Genomic DNA, 18353 nt, shown 5'->3' on the forward strand with positions numbered 1-18353 from the left:
CTAGCTGGGCCCCTCCCTGGCGCGGGGGAGGGTGCATGGGGGAGGCTTCCGGACGAGCCTTCTTAGCTGCTAGCTGGGCCCTGGGGCGGCCGGGGCTGGGCGGCTTTGGCGCTTCCAGGGGCTCTCGCAGCTGCCAGTCTCCTCGCGGGAGCGGCTCCCGGGCAGGTGCAGCCCGCCGGCGTGGATCTACGAGTCGGCGAGATCCATGCATTCGAGGAGGAGGGCTTCCTGGGGACCGGGGGTAGGAGGCTGCCAGCCTCCAGGCCGCTTGAGCCCCACGGGGGAGGCTGGACCCTCGGGCCCGGCTTCTACAAGGTTGTATTCATGGACCCGGTGAGCATACCAGAGGACACTCTGGGGCTCTGCTTCCCGAGGAGCAGCCTGCTCCGCATGGGGGCGCTGCTCTCCTGCGCCGTCTGGGACCCCGGCTACCGTGGTAGGGGCGAGTCACTGTTGGTGGTGGGGAATCCCCGCGGAATCCGCCTGGAGGCCGGGGCAAGGGTGGCTCAGCTTGTGCTGATCCGGATCTACCCGCAGCAGGGGGCTAGGTATGAGGGCTTCTACCAGGGAGAGCGGCTAGCTGGTGAGAAGTTCTAGCACCTTCTCGAAGAACGCCCTCTCGCCGCTATTCTTGGAGCGGCGGAGAAGCTTGGTTACTATGAGCTCGGGGGTGGAGCGGGCTAGGTAATTGTACCGGGGGCTCCTGTCGACTATCAGGTTGTAGTTTTCATCAAGCCCCCTAGCCTCTATACCGTCTATCCTGACGCGGCTCCGGAGATCCCCCGGTATAGCCTCCATCACCTCGCCGGCCAGATGGCTTACTATTACTGCCACCGACTCGCTTGTCTCAGCTATTGACGACGCTATTGCAGCTACTATCCTCGCCGCCGCGTGGGCCTCGGTCACAGCCTCCAGCTCGTCTACGAGCAGGAGGACCCGGCGCCTCCTGGCTTCCTCGACTATAGAGGCTATCTTCCTCAGCGTCTCCTCCAGGCCGCCCGCATCCAGCATGCCGGTAGGCTTGGATATATAGTAGACGCGGTCGAAGCCGCCTATCCACGCCTTGGAGGCCGGCACCGGGAGCCCTGCGTGAGCCGCAAGCACTATCTCGCCTATCGTCTTCAGAAGTGTGGTCTTCCCGCCGCTGTTGGCACCGGTCAAGAGTATAACCCTCTCACAGCTCGTGCCCTCGGGACGGTAGGGGATGCAGCCAACCATGTAGTCGACGCGCTGCACCTCGGCGCCCGCAGCCAGCAGCCCTGCTTCCGCGGCCCCGGTGAATCCAACTCCCGTGAAGCTTCTGTCCAGCATGGGTATTGACCCATGGTTCTCCTCGATGAACTCGGTGGCTGCCAGGGCGAAGTCGCTCCAGGCAAGCGTCTCCGCTACCGCCGGCAGCAGGTCGAGGAGCTTCCCGAGCCTGCGGGCATGCCTCCTGGCGAACATGTAGAGTATTAGCTGTCTCTTGCGCTCCAGGAGGCTTCTAAGCCTCTCCACGGGCTCTCTCCTAACCTCTATCGGGAACTGGGGCTTCGGCTCAACAAGGCCCTCCAAGAGGCCGCGCTCCTCTGGCTCAAGGCCGAGGGCCTGGGCGAGCCTCTCCTCGGCCGCGGCGCTCACTTCCTCGAATATCTCGAGTAGCTCCTCGGGCACGCGTATCTGGCCCTCCTCCAGCGAGCTTATGAGCCGTAGTAGCTCGGCCGCGCTCAGCCTCAGCTCGCGCTCCTCGAGGCGGCGGCGGGCCTCCTCGTTAACCCAGACCTCGATGTCGGATACTATGGAGTCCAGCTTCTTCAACGCGGAGGAGAGGCGCTGGTAGTCCGGGTCCACCTCGCCCCGTTCAAGCAGGCTGATTGCCTCAAGCGCCTCCCTCGAAAGGCTGGCCGCCGTCTCAACCCCGCGCGGATCCAGCCCTGCAGCCCTCGCCGCCTCCGAGAGGAGAGCAGGCGCCGTGTCGTGTAGCTGGACTAAGGCCTCGAGTATGCCGCGGTTAGCCCTCAGTATTTCTATAACGGCCTCGGGCACCACCGTGTACGGGTCGAGGCTGTCTATCTCCACAACGTCCTCCCGGCCGGCCGTGTCCACCATGTATGCGAGGACTAGGCCATGGCCTGGAGCCTCCTCGGCCAAGCCCGCCTCAACAACCACTACGCCCTCCGCGAGGCCGCTGAGGGCGCGGCGGGCCTCCTCACCCCTGCCAGGGGGCACCAGGATGACGCGGTCTAGCCTCACCAGGGGCTTCCTAGGCCAAGAGGCTCCTGCAAGGGCTCCTCTCAGCCTCCCCCGCACGTCCCGTGAAACGCGGGAGGCCGCCTCGACAAGCCTCCTGGTCCTCGTTATGCTCTTTTCCACCTCCGGCCAGGCCCTGGCGGGGACAGGAGCTAGCGACACGGCTATGTCCCTGCCGGGCTCGGAGGCCATGTAGCGAGTGAAGAGCCTGAGAGCCGTGTCGTAAAGCCTGGCCGCGTCCAGCGTGCCCAGCATTTCCCCGGGCTTGTAGCCGCCCAGGAGCCCTCTGGCCTGCTGGACTAGGCGTAGGGCTCTACGCGGCGAGGAGAGGGCCTCCGCCACCCTGGCTACCTCGCCGCGTAGCAGCGCCTGGATAGCCGCCTCCTCGGAGCCGAAGTAGACTACCAGCTTCTCATAGGCCTTCTCGCCCACGCCAGGTATGTCGCGGAGCCCTAGCCTGCGCCCCCGCTGCGCTGCCACCGGGCCTCCCCGCCCTCCCCTTATCCCAGGCTCCCGTACCACTATGGGGCCCGGCGCGCTAGGCTCTAATGACGCTACTTAGACACCGTTTTATAGCCGGGCGCTTCTTGGAGCGGCCGGGTGGAATCATGGCAATCGTTGAGCGGCTTGAAGAGGCTGCCAGGAGTCTGGAGGCCCTTGCCAGCCAGATAAGGAGGGGTATAGGCCCGGCGGAGAGCCTTATCGAGAATAGGGCTAACACGGCCATAAGCGCCATAGCTGATACCGTAGATCATATAGCCGAGGCCTTGAGGAGGCTTAGGTGCATAGCCGAGGCCCGAGGAGCGAAGGACCGTGTCGTGCCACTCTGCGTCACCTGGAGGGCGCTCGAAGAGGACGGCGGCCTAGTTCTTGTACGCGTAAAGCCCGAGACCGTTATCTCGCTGCGCGGCGGCAGGCTAGTGTTCCACCGCGGCAACACCCGCCTGGAGGCAGAGGGCCGCAGGGTAAGGCTCTGCAAGCTCAGCTACTGCAAGGAGTTCGACCCGGCAGATAGGAGGCAGATAGTGGAGGAGCTGCCTCAGATATTCTACCTCCTCCGCGGCATATCCAACAATGTCAGGAAGACACTGGAGAGCATCATCGTGTGTGCCAGGAGGGAGGCGCCAAACTGCACGAGGATCTAGGCCCGGTCGAGGGCTGGATAGCCTACACGAGCCACACTATAGGGTTTGTGAAGGGGTGTTTCCAGCCCCTCCCCCTGCTGTTCTACACGCCCCGGATAGTGGACGGACGGAAGACCTGGATCCTCCCAAGGACAGTGCCGCCCGACGAGGGCTTGGCTGCCGGGAGGGAGCCGTGCCTCGGAGGCCGGGAGACCCTTCTCCTACGCCCCGGGAGGGCTAGGCTCGAGTCTCCAGTAGCCGCTGCAAAGAGGCTGCGCTCCTGCAGTACGAGGCTCTGCAGGGCCGCGCTACAGCTGCTCGACGAGCTGAGGGCCTACACCGAGCTGGCGGGTGTCACGGGAGGGCTAGCCTACAACCCCGCCGGGGCAGGCGACATAGACATCGTGGTCTACGGTACCGGTATTGAGGAGGTCTACAAGCTGCTACAGGATCTAAGGATTGAGGGGGTGACGAGGCCCTACCACGGGAGAGGCCATGGCTGGAGCAGGGCTGACATGGAGCTGAACAGGGCCATAGCCGGGGACCGTGTCCTCATAGGATACATGGGCGGGTTCGAGTACAATGTTAAGCTCGTGCCCTGCAGGAGGCCCGCACGCTGCACACCCATAAGGATACTAGCCGAGGGGGCCCTCGTAAGGGGTGTACTGCGCCCCGTCTCTCCCTACACAGTGCCGGCCCTCTATAAGCTGGAGCTCGAGAAGCCCCTCCGCCTAGGCCTGGGGAGCTATAACTGGATCTACCTGCTCACCCACCGGCTCCGCTACACAGAGATGCCGAGAGGCTTGAGGGTAGAGGTGCTAGGCGACATCGAGCATTTTGAGGGCTCTGTTAGGCTGGTGCCGGACCACGGCGGCTACGTAAAACCCTTGAACCACCGGCCTGGGCCCGTAAGGCCCTAGGAGGGCGGCCTTTATGAAGCCCCGCATATTCGTTACCAGGAGGCTCCCGGGGCCCTGCTTTAAGAGGCTCCTAGAGGAGTTCGAAGCGGAGGTCTGGCCCGAGTGGAGGCACCCGCCCTACGACATACTCCTCCAGAAGGCGGTGGAGTTTGAGGGCATAGTATCGCTGTTGACAGATAATATTGACTGCAGGCTGCTCACCGAGGGGGCTAGGGCGGGGCTCCGGATAGTGGCCCAGTACGCCGTCGGCTACGACAACATAGATGTCGACTGCGCCACCCGCAACGGGGTCTACGTCACAAACACGCCTAACGTGCTCACAGAGGCAACTGCAGAGCTCACGTGGGCTCTCATACTAGCCACGGCGAGGAGGATAGTGGAGGCGGACCACTATGTTAGGAGCGGGGAGTGGTATAGGAGTGGCACGGGCTGGCATCCAGAGCTGCTCCTCGGCATGGAGCTTGAGGGCAGGACTCTAGGCATCATAGGCTTCGGCCGGATAGGCCGCGCGGTAGCCCGGATCGGCGCGAAGGGCTTCGGGATGAAGGTGCTCTACTACAGCAGGCACCGTGCCCCCGAGGAGGTTGAGCGGGAGCTAAACGCTACCTACGTCCCGCTGGAGACCCTGCTACGCGAGTCCGACGTTGTAAGCATACACGTCCCGCTAACCCCCGAGACCAGGCATATGATAGGTGAGCGGGAGCTGCGGCTAATGAAGCCTACAGCCATACTCGTCAACACGGCGCGGGGGGCTGTGGTAGACACTGAAGCGCTGGTGAAGGCCCTTCGGGAGGGCTGGATAGCCGGTGCCGGGCTAGACGTGTTCGAGGAGGAGCCCCTGCCACCGGACCACCCGCTCACAAGGCTCCCCAACGTGGTCCTGGCGCCCCACATAGGGAGCGCCACCAGGAAGGCCAGAGAGGCCATGACCTGCGCCGTGCTCGATAACCTGCTGGCGTTCAAGCGGGGCGAGGTTCCGCCGAACCTGGTGAACCCAGAGGTTGTGGAGAAGAGGAAGCCGGGCTTCAGCACCCAGGGCTAAAAGGGACTATATGAGGCCGCGGAGCCTCATAGCCTCCACGACCCTCTTCACCGCTAACGCGTAGGCTGCATCCCTCATGCTGTGCTTGCCGGGCTCGAGCGCTCGGTGCCAGAAATCCCAGACCTCTACCGTGTTACGGGTCATCTTCTCCTCGAGGCGGCGGCGGGCCTCCTCCTCGCTCACCCAGCCGCCCATACGGTTGTTAACCCACTCTATGTGGCTGGCTATGACGCCGCCCGCGTTGGCTAGTATGTCGGGGACTATGACCACGCCCTTTCTGGATAGGTACTGGTCCGCCTCCGCCGTGACGGGGCCGTTAGCACCCTCCACGATGAGCTTGGCCTTTATCCTGGACATGTTCTCCTCTGTTATAACGTCCTCTATCGCTGCCGGTACTAGTATGTCGACATCCAGCTCCAGCAGCTCCTCGTTGCTTATCCTCCTCTCAGCCTTCTCGTAGTTGATGACTGATCCTGTCTTGTTCTTCACCTGCTTAACCTCGTCCGGGTCGAGCCCCTTGGAGCTGTATATGCCTCCATGGCTGTCGCTCACAGCAACCACTATAGCGCCCATCTCGTGGAGGAACTTGGCAGCATAGTAGCCCACATTGCCGTAGCCCTGCACAGCCACAGTCCTCCCCTCGAGGCCTCCCCACATCCTCTTAGCAGTCTCCCTAGCCGCTACAGCTACCCCGAAACCGGTGGAGTAGACCCTGGTCTCCAGGCCTCCCAGCTGCTTAGGCTTCCCGGTTATCACTGCGAAGGCGTTCTCGCCGGTGAGCCTATAGTACTCGTCCATCATCCAGGCCATTATCTGCGGGTTGGTGTAGACATCTGGCGCCGGTATGTCGGTGTCGGGGCCTATGTACTTGTACAGCGCGCGTATGTACCCGCGGGAGAGCTGCTCTAGCTCCCGGGTGGAGAGGGTATGTGGGTCAACCCTTACACCACCCTTGCCGCCTCCATAGGGGAGGCCTGCGAGTGCATTCTTCCACGTCATCATCATGCTTAGTGCCTCGACCTCCTCCATAGTTACGCCGGGGTGAAAGCGTATACCGCCCTTATAGGGGCCGAGGGCGCTGTTATGCTGGCTCCTCCAGCCAATAAACACTCTCACACTGCCATCATCCATGCGCACCGGGATCTTGACCTCTATAACGCGCTCGGGCAGGCGGAGCATATCGTAGATGCTCTCATCGTAGCCTAGCAGCTCTATAGCGTGGTGAAGAATCTTCTCCGCCTCCTGGAGGAGGCGCTTCGAGTTGGCAGAGGACCGCCTAGATTCTGAGGAGGACATAGAGGCATACCTCCACGTGTTTATTATAATGCTGGTGGGATTTAACGCTATGCGTTTATGGTGCTTAGGTTGTGCCACCGGAGGGCAGGGCCCCTATGAGGAGGAGGGCAGAGTCAAGCGGGCACATTGCCGTCGAGGGCTCCATAGTTATGATAGACTTGGACCGGTTCGGCGAGGTTGTAGAGGAGAGAGGTTGGAGCGAGTACCAGCCTAACCCTGCTACAGGGCTACTTACGAGCCTTGTGGAGTCGTTTTTGAGGAAGTGGCATGGCGTGATAGTGTATGGTCTAGACGAGACTAGGGGCACCGAGGAGGCGGTTATAGAGATACCGCTGGTGGAGCCGGTAGAGCTGAGAAGAGATCTCGAGCGCATCCAGAGGGAGTTGAACAGTATAGGCGTGGGCGTCACAATAGTCGCTGTAAAGGGTTATGTCCTCGGCAAGCCGGCTAGGAGCAGGAGGGAGGCCTACACAGCCACTCCTTTCCGCCGCTATGCGGCGTCCCTGCTCCGCGAGGCCAAAAGACGCGGGGGAAACCGGCTAATCATAGCATAGGCGCTGGCTAGACCCTCTCGATGGAGGTTGCCATATCCGCGCTGCCGGGGGTGGAGCTGGGTAGCCGCTCTACCGTGGCTATCTCTCTCACCTCCTCGCCAGCTTCCATCTCGACTGTGCCAGGCTGATAGCTGAGCAGGGTTGCGAGCTTCGCCTCAAGCTCCTCCGGCGGAAGCCTGAATAGAGCCCTGGCCGACTCGTAGAGCTTTACAAATGGCTTGCTGGCCCCGTTGTAGGTGCCGCCGTTGCTGGCTACCTGTAGGAGCACCCAGGCGTTGAACAAGGCGCGGGCCTCGAAGCTTGAGACCAGGCTCTCATGGCTCACGTTGAGCAGCTTGGATGCCTTGTCGACGAAGCTTCTGTACACCGCTACCTCGTTCTCGTCCCGGAGCACTGCTGGGCCGAAGCGGACCCTCTGGCCGCTTATATGGCGCTCGCCAAGGCCCGGCACGATTATCTTTCCGAAGGCCGCCTTATGCCTCCACGTCTGAGTATCCCCGCTGTCGACTCCAACCACCCGAAGGAGGGGTATCACGGCAGCCGAGGCTAGGCCGAGGGCGTGGAGCCTCCCCCTCCACAGCTTGCGTAGGAGGATTAGGAAGAGCACGGCCTTGAGCCTTGAGTATCTACCGGACCGCTGCATGAAGTACGGGATGAGCCCGCCGGCCGCGGCTACCGGGCTATGGGGCTCGTAGCAGCGCAGCTGGAGCCTTAGCGACTCGCCTACAGATATGTGGAATACCGGGATAAGCCTTCCTTCTTCGACCAGGCTTCTAAACATACCCTTGAGCGACATGAAGCTGGATATCGTCTTGGCTATTTTCCTGGCGCGCATGCTCGGGTCGTCCATGGGGCCCGGGGGGTAGTCGAGGCTAATGTAATAGTCGGCGTCGACCTCTCGGTAGATCTTAGCTATCTTGTAGGTGCCTGGATCCATGCTTCTCTTGAGGAACTGGTAGCCGCCACTGTCTATCCAGAGCTCGGTATCATCGTCTATGCCTAGAAGCTTGCGTAGGCCCCTCCCGCGCACACGGCTGAGACCAACTCTCATTATGTCATAAGCGTTGACCATCACCCCCGGGACGTTGAGGATAAACCATGGCTGCGGCACGGCGTTGATCGGCGTCCCGAGGATCAGCTTGAAACCGCCCATGGTGATACGCCAGTATTACTGCAATACCAGAGGCCTCATGGACTAAAGCCGTTATCCGGAGGAAAGACCATGGGTATAATAAACGCGAGTTAAACTTTATGGCTATAAGCCCTCCCTCCGAGCCCTGGGTTTAGGGGGATGAAGAAGCTCGAAAGGGCAGATGCCATGCCGGCAGAAAAGGCGGTGAAGAGCCGCGCAGCACGGACCCGCCTCCAGGGGTGCAACGTTTAGGGAAGCCTCAGGGTGATGAGGTTACGCACTCTATGAGCCCGCGCAACCATGGCGGCGATGAAAGCGCCCACCTCACTGACACACTAGTCCACATTCATACCCGGCGCCGCCGCAGGATACACGGACATCGAAAACCCCCTCACCGCCGGCCCTCAGCTCTATCTCCGGCCTCTCACAGCCTGGAGGGATGACCAGCAGCACTGTGCCGAGATCCCGGTACCGGCGCTCCTCCACAACCAGGCCCTGGAGGCCCATACCCGTGTAGGCGGCGTAGAGGTCTCCCGCCAGGAGCCTCAGAGCCCGCAGAGCCGCTGGCTTAGGGCCGCAGGCTAGGAGGCCTATGTACTTGCAGGAGAGTCTAGCCAGAGTCTCCACCGGCGAGTCGTAGGCGTCGAGAGCAGCAGACCCGCCCTCATCGAGAGAGGCGAAGCCCCCGAAGATGTTGACCCTGGCCAGCCTCACAGCCAAAAGCCTACCCCGGCTCGTAGGAGAACCTGGGCTTCAGCCCCAAAAGGCGTAGGCGGCGCCTGGCGGGCTGGTAGAGCACGAGGGGCTCCACCTCAACACCCTCCAGGGCCTCCGGCCCCGCCTCCTCGGCGAGCCTCTCCAGCAGCCTCGCCCAGCACTCCTCGCTCCCGAAGGCAGCGAATAGCGCTACATGAAAGGATACTCCATAGTCTGCGAGGTACCGTATAGCACGGATGGGGTACTCGAAGAACTCGGGCCGGGCCCCCGTTATGAGGGCGAAGAGGTCGGGGCTGCACGCCTTGATCGAGACCCTTACATGCAGCCGGCGGAGCCCGGCCAGAGCCTTCACATAGCCTGGGCGGGCGCCGAGGAGCACCCCGTTGGTCTCGAGTATGAAGGTGAAGCGCCCATCCTGCTCAATAAGCTCTAGGAGCTTTCGGAGGTGCTGGAACCCTATAGTAGGCTCGCCGCCGGACAGCCTTACGTATCTATACCTCCTCGAGGAGGCTATCTCCGTGAGCCTCCGATACGACTCCTCGGGTGACACGAAGAAGCCTAGCCTTAGATCATCCCGGGGCCTCCCAGTCCAGCAGAAGGCGCAGCGGAGGTTGCACCCGACTACATCTCCTACAGCGCTTCCACCATAGAAACGGCTCCCCCTAAACCGGTAGTACTTCCGGAGCTCGCCCTTCACCACCCTCTTCTCTATCTCATCAGCCAGCTTTACGGGGTCAAAGCCCCTCAACCTGGGCCGGGCGGCCCTGGAGCCCTCGCCCTTGGAGGCTGAGGCCATCCGGGCACCTGGACACTTGCCGGAGAGGGGCATACTATATACCTGGAGATGCTTAGGGGCTAGCAGTGGGTGAGTGAAAGAACCCCGGCTGAGCCTCCGTCCGGCCCAGCCTCGCCACGGAGGGATGACGAGGTCCTATCCTTACTGACACTGTGCAAGGACTATCCTCTCCTGCCGGGCCTTAGCCCTGCCGAGGCTTCTCCTGAAGCACTATGTTGAAGCTCCTTGGAGGCAGGTTGAAGGCTCTAGCAATAACCGGGCATGGAACGGCAAAGAGAAAGAGCATGGGCGCCTCAACCGGGTTGTTATGGAAGTATGTTGCCTGAAGCTCTCCCTTGACGACAACCAGCGAGGCGTTATTCAACTGCTCGTATAAATGCTCATTACTATCAATTGTCACCGTGACATCATCGCTCCCCAGGTCTATTACCTCCGATAGTGTATCTGCTATCCCTATAGACTCAAGGTCCTCGGTAACCACGTAGTCCTCGTACCTATCGCTACGTGTAATGCCGGCAACGCTAAGCCCCAAATCGTTCACGAGAATCCTCAACAGTATCGCATCATAGGGCAGCTCGAAGACCGAGCCGAAGAGGTAGTAGATGGTCCCACCGTTCCGCTGTAGGTCGTGGAGTAGCCTTACCACTCGCCTTGTATCATCGCGCCCTACTTGCAGGGAGGTGCCAAGAGCTGTCAAGTCCACTGTAGAGGGGGGCTCCTCTAGAATCTTATCTGGGGTGTTGAAAGCCCTGTAGCCGGTTGCAAGGCTTGCCGCCCGGAGGGCGAGGGATAGCCTCTCATCTATAGGCTTGCCCGCAATCAAGTCTTCTATACTCTTTGCTCTAGCCACGGCTTTACTGAGGTTCTGCTCTATAAGCTGCTCGTAGGGTGTACTCTGCTTCACTAGTGCTTTGAGCCTCCTAAACGATACGGTAGCAAGCTCCACTACCTCGGTGTCAGGTGTAATATAGAGGTTTACCGCGTCAAGCAGCTGCCGGTATATGGCGAGCTTCTCGGAGTTATCTATGGGGAGGGCTTCTAGCTCAGCAGCTCTCCTCATTGATATGCATGCCGTACAGTAGGGCGTTATATGCAAGAATGACACCTGCGCATCAGGACTGTTCCCGCCCATGCTACCCCGTGCCTTGCCGAGACTGCGGCCCCGGAGCCTATTAGACCCGAGAGGGGTGGCCAAAAACACTGGCCCCACAGCAGCACGGGGTCTTCTTAGAGGGCTATTCTTCGACCTGGGCTCAGCCCTTCTTGGAGCGGTAGCGCTCGATAGCATCCTTTATCCTGCGCTTGGCCTCCTCGGGGCCTAGCCACTCGCGCACCTTTACCCACTTGCCCGGCTCAAGCTCCTTGTAGTGCTCGAAGAAGTGCTTTATCCTATCCCTCAAGACCTCTGGCAGATCATCTATGCTCTTTACATTCTTAAAGCTCGGGTCGAGCTTGTCCTTAGGCACAGCTACTATCTTGCTGTCGGGGCCCTCCTCATCCTCCATAACAAGTACTCCTATAGGCCGAGCCTCTATAACTGTGCCGGGGAGAACCGGCTGAGCAGTTATAACGAGTACATCGACGGGGTCGCCGTCCTCCTCAAGAGTGCCTGGCACGAACCCATAATTGAAGGGATACACCATTGAGGTGTAGAGGAATCTATCAACCTTTATGACGCCTGCCTCCTCGTCATACTCGTACTTTACGTTGCTGCCCATGGGAATCTCTATGAAGACGTTTACTACCTCAGGGGCGTCCTTCCCGGGTCCTAGCCTCCCATGTATGCTGGACATTCGCTTCACCGTGTGCCTACAGCTGGAGCCTTCTCAAGGGTATTAAATCATTATACTCTGAGCCGGGCAGGCGCGTGGAGTACTTAGGCCAATAGGACTATTAGGCAGGGTATGGTGCTTGGCCGCCTGCTATATGCCAGCATGGTGGCTGGACTAGCCACTTAAAGCTGCTTGAGTGTTGTCCGCCGCGCGCTTGGAGATGCGGGAGCGAGGGCGTTGAGCCGTGATAGATAAGGCTAAGATCGAGAAGGCTGTGAGAATGATCCTCGAGGCTATCGGGGAGGACCCAGAGCGTGAGGGGCTCCGGGATACGCCCCGCCGCGTAGCGGATATGTTCGAGGAGCTTCTGGAGGGATACCACAACAACGAGGAGTACGCATGGTTCACGGAGACTAGCGACTTAGTCGTGGTCTCTGGGATACGCTTCTACAGCCTATGCGAGCACCATATGCTGCCCTTCTTCGGCGTTGCCCATGTCGCCTATCTGCCCAGGGGCAGGGTGGTAGGGCTCTCCAAGATAGCGAGGATTGTGAACAAGTATGCGCGGAGGCTGCAGATCCAGGAGAGGATGACCCAGCAGATAGCCGCCGAGGTGGAGAAGGCGACAGGGTCGCCTGATGTAATGGTGGTCACCGAGGCTGTGCACCTCTGCATGGCCATGCGTGGAGTTAGGAATCCGGCCCCGACTGTGGTAGCAGCGCTCCGCGGCGCCTTTGCCAAGGAGCCTGCGCTGAAGCAGGAGGTGTACGAGATAATAGCGCCCCACCGCTTCAAGGGCTTCCCGCTCTAAGCCGTCTATACACCTCATAGAGGGCCATAGCCAGGGAGGCAGCCACATTATAGCTCATGCCTTGCACAGCCGTGGGTATCTTAGCTACGGTAACGGGTCTTTTGAGGGCCTCCAGCAGGCTAGGGGGTATCCCATAGTCCTCGGCGCCTATTACAAGCACTATGCTATCCCCCTCCATCTTCACCTCGTGGAGGTACTTGTTCCCATACGTCTCCAGCACGATATAGTTTGCATCACCGATCCTATCCACGGCCTCAGCCAGGCTACCAACCATTACTAGGCGGCTGCGCAGCCTCCCCTGGAGCATCTCAAGCTTATAGTCCACGCCCGGCCGGGGCACAACGTAGAGTCTGGCGCGGAGCGAAGCGGCCAAAGCTGCCACGTCATGTAAGTTCTGGGGGTTCTTAGGATGGTAGAAGATGACGCTGAGGTTCATATCGTGGTCACCACCCCTCCATCCATATTCGACGCGGCCGTGCTAGCCCGCACCCTGTACGCGGCCCTAGGGACCCGCGGCTGGAAGCTCACCGTTATAGGTATGGGCCGCCGCTTGCCGCTGCGGCTTGTAACCGAATCCAGACTCCCAATAAGCGTTGCCAAGAGCAATATATCGATGGAGCTTGCCTCTGAGCCGCAGGAGCCCATCTATATAGTTGATGCCAGGGGCGAGCCTGCCTGGAGCATGGAGCCTCCTAGAACGTTGATAGTAGACTATGGGGGTGCCTTCGCCTCCGCCTTCCGAGGGGCCCGAAGGGTGCGCGGCCTGGGGCTGCCGAGTCTCACGTACGAGGCCGTCACGCTGGTGTATGAGTTCTTCATAAGGAGGAGGAGCTGGAGGCCCGACTACTCTAGGGCCTTCTCGAGGGATTTGAGGAGCGGCCTCTACCTAGCGCGGAAGCTGCTGGAGGCTCTCCAGGTGTTCGACAACTACGCCGTGTTGGAGCCCAGTGTTGTAGCCTACACGCTACGCAGGGTATACATCAACAAAGGTATAGCGCTGGATCCCGAGGAGGCCACAATGAATATAGACGTTGTTGAGGGCAGGGTTAGGCAGCGTATAGTGCTCCGCGCCTACTCTACCAGGGGTCTCCGGGAGGCCGGCCGGGTAGAGGTCTTGTTCGACGGGGAGAATGTAGAGATACGCGACCATGGCGGCCTCGCCTACCGTATAGTAGTGGATGTGTATAGACGTGTGGCCTGCAGCGCCCCGGGGCTCTGCGCGGGCGGGAGCGAGGAGCCGCCCGGAGAGGCCTTCCCACAGCTCTAGCCACGTTCCAGCGATATGATCAAGCCGGCCTCCCTAATGCTCTCAAGGGTCTCCCGCAGGCTTCCGCCAACGAGGCTACTGGCCACCCGGCAGGCCGTGATATAGGGGGTCTCGACGCCTAGGTCGCTGAGTATGGCTTTCACTACCCGCAGCAGGCCTGCTTCAAGGCCTATGCAGAGAGGCGTAGGCTGGGCCGGGGCTATGGCCACCACCGGCCTGCCGTCAAGGACAAAGGCTATTATGTAGCACGGGCCCGTGGCGCACCTAGCCCTATAGATAGCGGCGGCTTCTGGGAGGCTCACGTCGCGGCTACCCCTGCGCCAGAGCATAGGGGCCGTGGCCGAGGCACCCCCGGGCTGGCGCGAGCCCCCGTGGAGGGACCCGGTCAGCCTATTAGCCTCACCCGGGGGTAGATGTAGACGTGCCGCCTGGAGCCAGCGGGGCTAGCCGCTCCTCACTAAAGGCGGCCGGTGAGCGGCTCACGCAGAGCTGAGGCCGCGTGATGATGCTCGGGCATAGGCGAGGCCGGTAACCAGGCCTTCGAGGGGGTTGAAGTGTCTGCGCGCTGGCTTACCGCCGATACACTCGTGAAGCTCGTTAAGAGGATTAGGGAGCGCTGGCGGGACGCAGAGGTGCTCCGGATAGTGCAGAAGAGGGGCAAGCAGATACTCTACGTGAGGGTTGGCGGCGGAGTGGTTAAGCTAATAGTACACCGTGATGGGAGGGTAAGGGCTTTCGGGAAGCCCGAGGGCCTGGCCATAGCCCTTAGGACAATAGCTGAAAGGGTGCTAGGTGTTGGAGAGCATTGAGCCCCGGAGAGCCAGAGAGACGCACAAGCAGAGGATAGACGCGGCTATGGAGGTTCTCTCCAGGCTCCTACAGGAGGGCACATCCGACCGCAGAAAGGCCGTCAAGCTCCTCGAGGAGGTCTACAAGGAGAGGGCGGTGCAGCCAATCCGCGGCAAGGCATGGCCGGAGGATATCTGGGACAAGGAGATGGCCACCCTCTACGTTATAGCGAAGTATGCGCTGGCCCTCAACGAGGAGAACCCGGAGTTGTTCCACAAGCTATTCAGCTACGAGGAGACCCTCGAGGAGGCATCAGAGCTGATAAGGGAGAAGCCGCCGGAGGAGGCGAGGAAGCTAGCACTCTTCATGCTCGGTGGGAGCATAAACGATAACACTGTAGCCAGGATGCTAAGGATCGTGGCCACAACAATAATAATGGGTTTCGCGAGCGAGAACACTATCATAGAGCTGCTGCATAAGCTTGTAAAAGTGTTCCCGGAGCACGAGCGCACCGTGAGAAAATACGCCCGCTACTTCATAGCCCTCCGGGTGGCGCAGGCCATAGCTGCCAGGCTTATACGCTCCCGCATAGAGAAGGAGGCTTTCAAACAGGCCCTGGCCGCGAGAATCGGACTGGACAAGATCATGCCTGACGACGAGTACATAGCGTTCATAGCCTCCACAGTGTTCGAAGTACCGAGGAGAAGGCTTGCCAGGATACTGAGCATGGAGGAGAAGGAGGGGAAGGCTAGAGGGAAGGCTAGACGGAGGTCAGCCGCGGGTTCATAGCCCATCACCCCGGCGACGGGGCTAGGCCCCTTGTAAGCCTCATCACGCCTCCCAGGGCCCGGTCCCTAGTCACGCTCTCGCTCCAGCCTCTTTACCTCCTCGATTATAGCCTCTACAGCGTTCATCAAGGCCTCCTCATCTATTGTGAGCGGCGGGGATATACGTATAGTCGACACGCCGGCCCCTATCACCAGGTAGCCGCGCTTGAACAGCCTCATCAGTACCTCTGCAAGCTCCCGGGAAGCCGGCTCCTTAGTCTCGCGGCTCTTAACCAGCTCCACGCCTATCATAAGGCCTTTGCCGCGGACATCACCTATCATACTGGTCTCGTCCATGGCCTCCTTGAGCCTCTTAAGCGTCTTCTCCCCCAGTCTCGCTGCGCGGTCGCAGAGCCTCTCCCTCTCCATATAGTCTATGGCTGCTATGGCTGCGGCCGAGGAGACAGGGTTCCCTCCGAAGGTTGTAGCATGGCCGCCGGGCCTTATAGTCATTGCCTTATCGCTCCCCACCACCGCTCCGAGCGGGAGGCCGCCCGCGATCGCCTTGGCGAGCGCCACTATATCGGGCTTCACTCCCCAGTGTTCCACCGCGAATCTCCTACCGGTCCTGCAGAACCCTGTCTGCACTTCGTCCGCGACCAGTAGAATGCCGTGGCGCCGGGCGAGCTTCTCGAGGCCTGGAAGGAAATTGTCGGGAGGCACTATGTATCCACCCTCGCCCTGTATAGGCTCGAACACGAATGCAGCTACCTCACTGGGATCCACCAGCTTACCCAGCACCCACTCCTCTACGAAGCCTAGAGCCATCTCTCCGCACTCTCCGGGCTCCTCCGCCGCGAAAGGGCAGCGGTAGGGATAGGGGTAGGGCACATGGACCACGCTGGGGAGGAGGGGTGAGAAGCCGAGACGCTGGACCGGCTTGCTGGCCGTGAGCGAGAGGGCGCCCATGGTTCTGCCGTGGAATGCCCCGAGGAAGGCTACTATGTACTGCCTCCCGGTCGAGTACCTGGAGGCCTTCAAAGCGGCCTCAATGCTCTCCGCGCCGCTATTGGTGAAGAACACCTTGGCGGGCTTCTCCACTGGCGCTATCCCTACCAGCTTCTCCGCGAGCCGTACTGCCACCTCATAGTAGAAGTCTGTGAGGCTGTAGTGGGTGAAGCGCCTCAACTGAGAGGCGGCGGCCTCGACTACTGCAGGGTTGGTAGAGCCTACATTGAGCACAGCTATGCCAGCATTAAGATCTATATAGGCGTTACCGTCAACATCATACACTACGTAGTCCTCGGCACGGTCAACAACAAGCGGGTACCACCTGGCAAAGCTCTGCATAAGATACATCCTATCCTTCTCAATAACTTCTCGAGCCCTGGGCCCGGGGGGCTCCACCACTATACGGGGTTCCTTGAGCTTGCCGGTCAAAGCGCCCCTATACCCCCAGCCGCTTTGGCACTGCTATCAGCTTTAAAGACCCAGGGCCGGCTTCACCGGTGCTGCCCGGGGCAACAAGGTTGAGCGGAGAGGCCGCGAAGGTCTATACAGGGTTAGTCATAGGCTATAGGCTTGGCTCAAACACCCAGTACGAGAACCAGGTGCTGATAAGGGTTGACGGGGTAAACGACTCCAGGAAAGCCGCGCAGCTCATCGGCTGGCGCGTCCTCTACCGCGACAACAAGGGTAACGAGTACCGTGGAAAGATAGTACGTGTCCACGGGAACAAGGGCGTAGTTATAGCCGTGTTTAAGCCAAACCTGCCGGGCCAGGCGAGAGGGGGCAACGTCTACATCTACCCGCGGGGCGTCGAGCTAGTGTTCGAGGAGCAGAAGAAGTAGAGAGGGAAGAGAAAGAGGATACTGCACAGGGTTTAGAAGATCTAGGAGCACTCCAACGACAGGATCCCGCTGCCCGTATGTCCGGCGCACTATGCTCTCCACCCTATATAGCCTGGACGAGCCGCTCAAAACCACTGATAATCTCTTTCAAACGATCTATGGCTCTTCTTGTTAGGATCCTTCGTTGTAACGTGGACCCGGTAGAGGTCGAAGAGTCCACCGGTAACTACTGTAAGGTTGCATAGAGCAGTATAGTATATTCTTCTTAGGGACAACAACGAACTTGTCAATGTCTAATTGGACGCTAACCTCCTCTCTCCCTCAGGGGCTCTACGATGCCGCTTAGGATACGTTATTCAAGCAAATTATGGTGCATGAAATCTCTGTTGGGGAAATAGTATATGTGGAACATTGCTAAGGCCCAGCTCCTGGCTTAGGTCATGTGCCGCGGCAAAGAAGAGCTTAGATCTTGCAGAATGATCGTTGATTTTCTGCTAACCCGCCTATGTACGACATATGTATTTTAAGTCGTTATGTAGTCCGTCTTCTCCGCGCCCCCATCGCACTTCCTAAAGGGAATTGACCATTTCCATCGACAAGCTTGTGGCCACCAGCAGCCCAATACATATGGTGAGTAACTCTAAATAAATACCTCGTGTTTTCCAGGTCTAGGCCATAGGCGTGTAGATACTGGGCGCAGTGTCCGCCGCGCCATGGCTGGCCCGCATACTCTGTGCCCATTGTGATAACAGGGGTGGTGGCCGGGGCGTGGAGAGGGCTCGGCTATACCTGGCCCACATCCACGTTTATGATGTACCTGGGCTGGAGCTCCCTGGCCCCGTCTAGCTTGCGGAGGTAGCTGGCTAGCGCGGAGGGCTTGAAGTTCTTGGCGTTGAGTTCTTCTGGTTTTATCCAGCGTAGTTTTAGGTGGTCCTCCCTAGGCTTTACATTAGGGCCTATGGGGCTCTTGCAGAGGAAGTAGAAGCCCAGCTCGTGCACTATCCCGCTGCGGCGGCGGTAGAAAGACTCTACTATGAATGCGAGGCGCGCGTCACCTATCTTCGGTATACCGAGCTCCTCCATGAGCTCCCGCTGAAGACCTTGAAGCACCGTCTCCTCTGGCCGTACACGCCCGCCTGGTAGACGGTAGAAATCGCCTTTCTTGCTCAGCTGGACCAGGAGGAGGCCGTCTTGCAGGATTATGCAGCGGGCTGTGACCCTGAACAGCATCAGCGGGCCCCGGCCTTAAGAACGATTAAGGCTGCTTGAATATTAGTTTACGTGGAG

Annotated in this window: 21 protein-coding genes; 10 read left to right on the top strand and 11 right to left on the bottom strand. The window is 60.0% G+C overall.

Features of this window, described 5'->3' with window-relative positions:
• Positions 1–105: 105 nt before the first annotated feature.
• A complete protein-coding gene (locus ACZ42Y_RS07060; RefSeq protein WP_058370661.1) occupies positions 106–597 on the top strand; it encodes a deoxyuridine 5'-triphosphate nucleotidohydrolase in 492 nt (163 codons plus the stop codon).
• Here ACZ42Y_RS07060 and ACZ42Y_RS07065 read toward each other — a convergent pair.
• Complete coding sequence (locus ACZ42Y_RS07065; RefSeq protein ID WP_058370660.1) at positions 577–2709, bottom strand: MutS-related protein; 2133 nt, start codon at positions 2707–2709, stop codon at positions 577–579. The genes ACZ42Y_RS07060 and ACZ42Y_RS07065 overlap by 21 nt on opposite strands.
• A gap of 128 nt (positions 2710–2837) precedes the next feature.
• On the opposite strand from ACZ42Y_RS07065, the gene ACZ42Y_RS07070 reads away from it, so the two are divergent.
• Genes ACZ42Y_RS07070 through gyaR form a run of 3 tightly spaced genes read left to right on the top strand, consistent with a single transcriptional unit; the run spans position 2838 to position 5315 of the window.
• Positions 2838–3374 (top strand): hypothetical protein, encoded by a 537-nt coding sequence (locus tag ACZ42Y_RS07070; protein WP_058370659.1) that lies wholly within the window; start codon positions 2838–2840, stop codon positions 3372–3374.
• Entirely contained in the window at positions 3335–4273 is a 939-nt protein-coding gene (locus ACZ42Y_RS07075) for a hypothetical protein (RefSeq protein ID WP_058370658.1), read from the top strand. The genes ACZ42Y_RS07070 and ACZ42Y_RS07075 overlap by 40 nt, the downstream gene beginning before the upstream one ends.
• A 13-nt stretch (positions 4274–4286) precedes the next feature.
• On the top strand, positions 4287–5315 hold the full coding sequence (gene gyaR, locus ACZ42Y_RS07080) for a glyoxylate reductase (RefSeq protein ID WP_058370657.1): 1029 nt from the start codon (positions 4287–4289) through the stop codon (positions 5313–5315).
• 6 nt (positions 5316–5321) lie between these two features.
• On the opposite strand, the gene ACZ42Y_RS07085 is transcribed toward gyaR, so the two are convergent.
• Positions 5322–6611 (bottom strand): Glu/Leu/Phe/Val family dehydrogenase, encoded by a 1290-nt coding sequence (locus ACZ42Y_RS07085; RefSeq protein WP_464735373.1) that lies wholly within the window; start codon positions 6609–6611, stop codon positions 5322–5324.
• A 95-nt stretch (positions 6612–6706) separates the two neighbouring features.
• Between ACZ42Y_RS07085 and ACZ42Y_RS07090 the strand changes: the two genes are divergently transcribed.
• Positions 6707–7165, top strand: a complete 459-nt coding sequence (locus ACZ42Y_RS07090; RefSeq protein WP_058370656.1) for a hypothetical protein — start codon at positions 6707–6709, stop codon at positions 7163–7165.
• 7 nt (positions 7166–7172) lie between these two features.
• Here the strand turns inward: ACZ42Y_RS07090 and ACZ42Y_RS07095 are convergent, their stop codons facing one another.
• From ACZ42Y_RS07095 to ppa, 5 genes are all read right to left on the bottom strand, one after another.
• Positions 7173–8318, bottom strand: a complete 1146-nt coding sequence (locus ACZ42Y_RS07095) for a tRNA guanosine transglycosylase family protein (RefSeq protein WP_464735374.1) — start codon at positions 8316–8318, stop codon at positions 7173–7175.
• 303 nt (positions 8319–8621) lie between these two features.
• Positions 8622–9017: a hypothetical protein gene (locus ACZ42Y_RS07100; RefSeq protein WP_058370655.1), complete on the bottom strand. Its 396-nt coding sequence runs from the start codon at positions 9015–9017 to the stop codon at positions 8622–8624.
• Between the two features lie 4 nt (positions 9018–9021).
• The gene (locus tag ACZ42Y_RS07105; RefSeq protein ID WP_058370654.1) at positions 9022–9810 is read right to left on the bottom strand and encodes a radical SAM protein; all 789 of its coding nucleotides are present in this window, start codon (positions 9808–9810) and stop codon (positions 9022–9024) included.
• 181 nt (positions 9811–9991) lie between these two features.
• Positions 9992–11098 (bottom strand): ARMT1-like domain-containing protein, encoded by a 1107-nt coding sequence (locus ACZ42Y_RS07110; RefSeq protein ID WP_083494484.1) that lies wholly within the window; start codon positions 11096–11098, stop codon positions 9992–9994.
• Complete coding sequence (ppa, locus tag ACZ42Y_RS07115) at positions 11064–11603, bottom strand: inorganic diphosphatase (RefSeq protein ID WP_058370652.1); 540 nt, start codon at positions 11601–11603, stop codon at positions 11064–11066. Before ppa ends, ACZ42Y_RS07110 begins: the two co-directional genes overlap by 35 nt.
• 226 nt (positions 11604–11829) lie before the next feature.
• On the opposite strand from ppa, the gene folE reads away from it, so the two are divergent.
• Positions 11830–12393, top strand: a complete 564-nt coding sequence (gene folE / locus ACZ42Y_RS07120) for a GTP cyclohydrolase I FolE (RefSeq protein ID WP_083494593.1) — start codon at positions 11830–11832, stop codon at positions 12391–12393.
• Here the strand turns inward: folE and ACZ42Y_RS07125 are convergent.
• Positions 12374–12829, bottom strand: a complete 456-nt coding sequence (locus tag ACZ42Y_RS07125) for a TrmH family RNA methyltransferase (RefSeq protein ID WP_058370651.1) — start codon at positions 12827–12829, stop codon at positions 12374–12376. The genes folE and ACZ42Y_RS07125 overlap by 20 nt on opposite strands.
• Between ACZ42Y_RS07125 and ACZ42Y_RS07130 the strand changes: the two genes are divergently transcribed.
• A complete protein-coding gene (locus ACZ42Y_RS07130) occupies positions 12803–13660 on the top strand; it encodes a hypothetical protein (protein WP_168371257.1) in 858 nt (285 codons plus the stop codon). The two genes, ACZ42Y_RS07125 and ACZ42Y_RS07130, sit on opposite strands and share 27 nt — an antisense overlap.
• On the opposite strand, the gene ACZ42Y_RS07135 is transcribed toward ACZ42Y_RS07130, so the two are convergent.
• Positions 13657–13989, bottom strand: a complete 333-nt coding sequence (locus tag ACZ42Y_RS07135; protein WP_058370649.1) for a hypothetical protein — start codon at positions 13987–13989, stop codon at positions 13657–13659. The two genes, ACZ42Y_RS07130 and ACZ42Y_RS07135, sit on opposite strands and share 4 nt — an antisense overlap.
• Positions 13990–14214: 225 nt before the next feature.
• Between ACZ42Y_RS07135 and ACZ42Y_RS07140 the strand changes: the two genes are divergently transcribed.
• The gene (locus tag ACZ42Y_RS07140) at positions 14215–14469 is read left to right on the top strand and encodes a hypothetical protein (protein WP_058370648.1); all 255 of its coding nucleotides are present in this window, start codon (positions 14215–14217) and stop codon (positions 14467–14469) included.
• Entirely contained in the window at positions 14453–15238 is a 786-nt protein-coding gene (locus ACZ42Y_RS07145; protein ID WP_464735375.1) for a DUF2192 domain-containing protein, read from the top strand. The genes ACZ42Y_RS07140 and ACZ42Y_RS07145 overlap by 17 nt, the downstream gene beginning before the upstream one ends.
• A gap of 65 nt (positions 15239–15303) precedes the next feature.
• On the opposite strand, the gene ACZ42Y_RS07150 is transcribed toward ACZ42Y_RS07145, so the two are convergent.
• A complete protein-coding gene (locus tag ACZ42Y_RS07150; protein ID WP_058370646.1) occupies positions 15304–16656 on the bottom strand; it encodes an acetyl ornithine aminotransferase family protein in 1353 nt (450 codons plus the stop codon).
• Positions 16657–16745: 89 nt separating this feature from the next.
• Between ACZ42Y_RS07150 and ACZ42Y_RS07155 the strand changes: the two genes are divergently transcribed.
• Positions 16746–17066 carry a 50S ribosomal protein L35ae gene (locus ACZ42Y_RS07155; protein WP_058370645.1) on the top strand — a complete coding sequence of 107 codons (321 nt, stop codon included), beginning with the start codon at positions 16746–16748 and terminating at the stop codon, positions 17064–17066.
• A gap of 783 nt (positions 17067–17849) precedes the next feature.
• Here ACZ42Y_RS07155 and ACZ42Y_RS07160 read toward each other — a convergent pair.
• On the bottom strand, positions 17850–18296 hold the full coding sequence (locus ACZ42Y_RS07160; RefSeq protein ID WP_058370644.1) for an NUDIX hydrolase: 447 nt from the start codon (positions 18294–18296) through the stop codon (positions 17850–17852).
• Positions 18297–18353: the final 57 nt, after the last annotated feature.

The sequence above is a fragment of the Pyrodictium brockii genome (assembly GCF_055379715.1).

What these genes read in the sequence shown, in the direction of transcription:
- ACZ42Y_RS07070 (WP_058370659.1), top strand. Translation starts at nt 2,838, where the DNA reads ATGGCAATCGTTGAGCGGCTTGAAGAGGCTGCCAGGAGTCTGGAGGCC.
- ACZ42Y_RS07130 (WP_168371257.1), top strand. Translation starts at nt 12,803, where the DNA reads ATGGTAGAAGATGACGCTGAGGTTCATATCGTGGTCACCACCCCTCCA.
- ACZ42Y_RS07090 (WP_058370656.1), top strand. Translation starts at nt 6,707, where the DNA reads ATGAGGAGGAGGGCAGAGTCAAGCGGGCACATTGCCGTCGAGGGCTCC.
- ACZ42Y_RS07095 (WP_464735374.1), bottom strand. Translation starts at nt 8,318, where the DNA reads ATGGGCGGTTTCAAGCTGATCCTCGGGACGCCGATCAACGCCGTGCCG.
- ACZ42Y_RS07160 (WP_058370644.1), bottom strand. Translation starts at nt 18,296, where the DNA reads ATGCTGTTCAGGGTCACAGCCCGCTGCATAATCCTGCAAGACGGCCTC.
- ACZ42Y_RS07085 (WP_464735373.1), bottom strand. Translation starts at nt 6,611, where the DNA reads ATGTCCTCCTCAGAATCTAGGCGGTCCTCTGCCAACTCGAAGCGCCTC.
- ACZ42Y_RS07135 (WP_058370649.1), bottom strand. Translation starts at nt 13,989, where the DNA reads ATGCTCTGGCGCAGGGGTAGCCGCGACGTGAGCCTCCCAGAAGCCGCC.
- ACZ42Y_RS07105 (WP_058370654.1), bottom strand. Translation starts at nt 9,810, where the DNA reads ATGGCCTCAGCCTCCAAGGGCGAGGGCTCCAGGGCCGCCCGGCCCAGG.
- ACZ42Y_RS07125 (WP_058370651.1), bottom strand. Translation starts at nt 12,829, where the DNA reads ATGAACCTCAGCGTCATCTTCTACCATCCTAAGAACCCCCAGAACTTA.
- ppa (WP_058370652.1), bottom strand. Translation starts at nt 11,603, where the DNA reads ATGTCCAGCATACATGGGAGGCTAGGACCCGGGAAGGACGCCCCTGAG.
- ACZ42Y_RS07110 (WP_083494484.1), bottom strand. Translation starts at nt 11,098, where the DNA reads ATGCTATCGAGCGCTACCGCTCCAAGAAGGGCTGAGCCCAGGTCGAAG.
- gyaR (WP_058370657.1), top strand. Translation starts at nt 4,287, where the DNA reads ATGAAGCCCCGCATATTCGTTACCAGGAGGCTCCCGGGGCCCTGCTTT.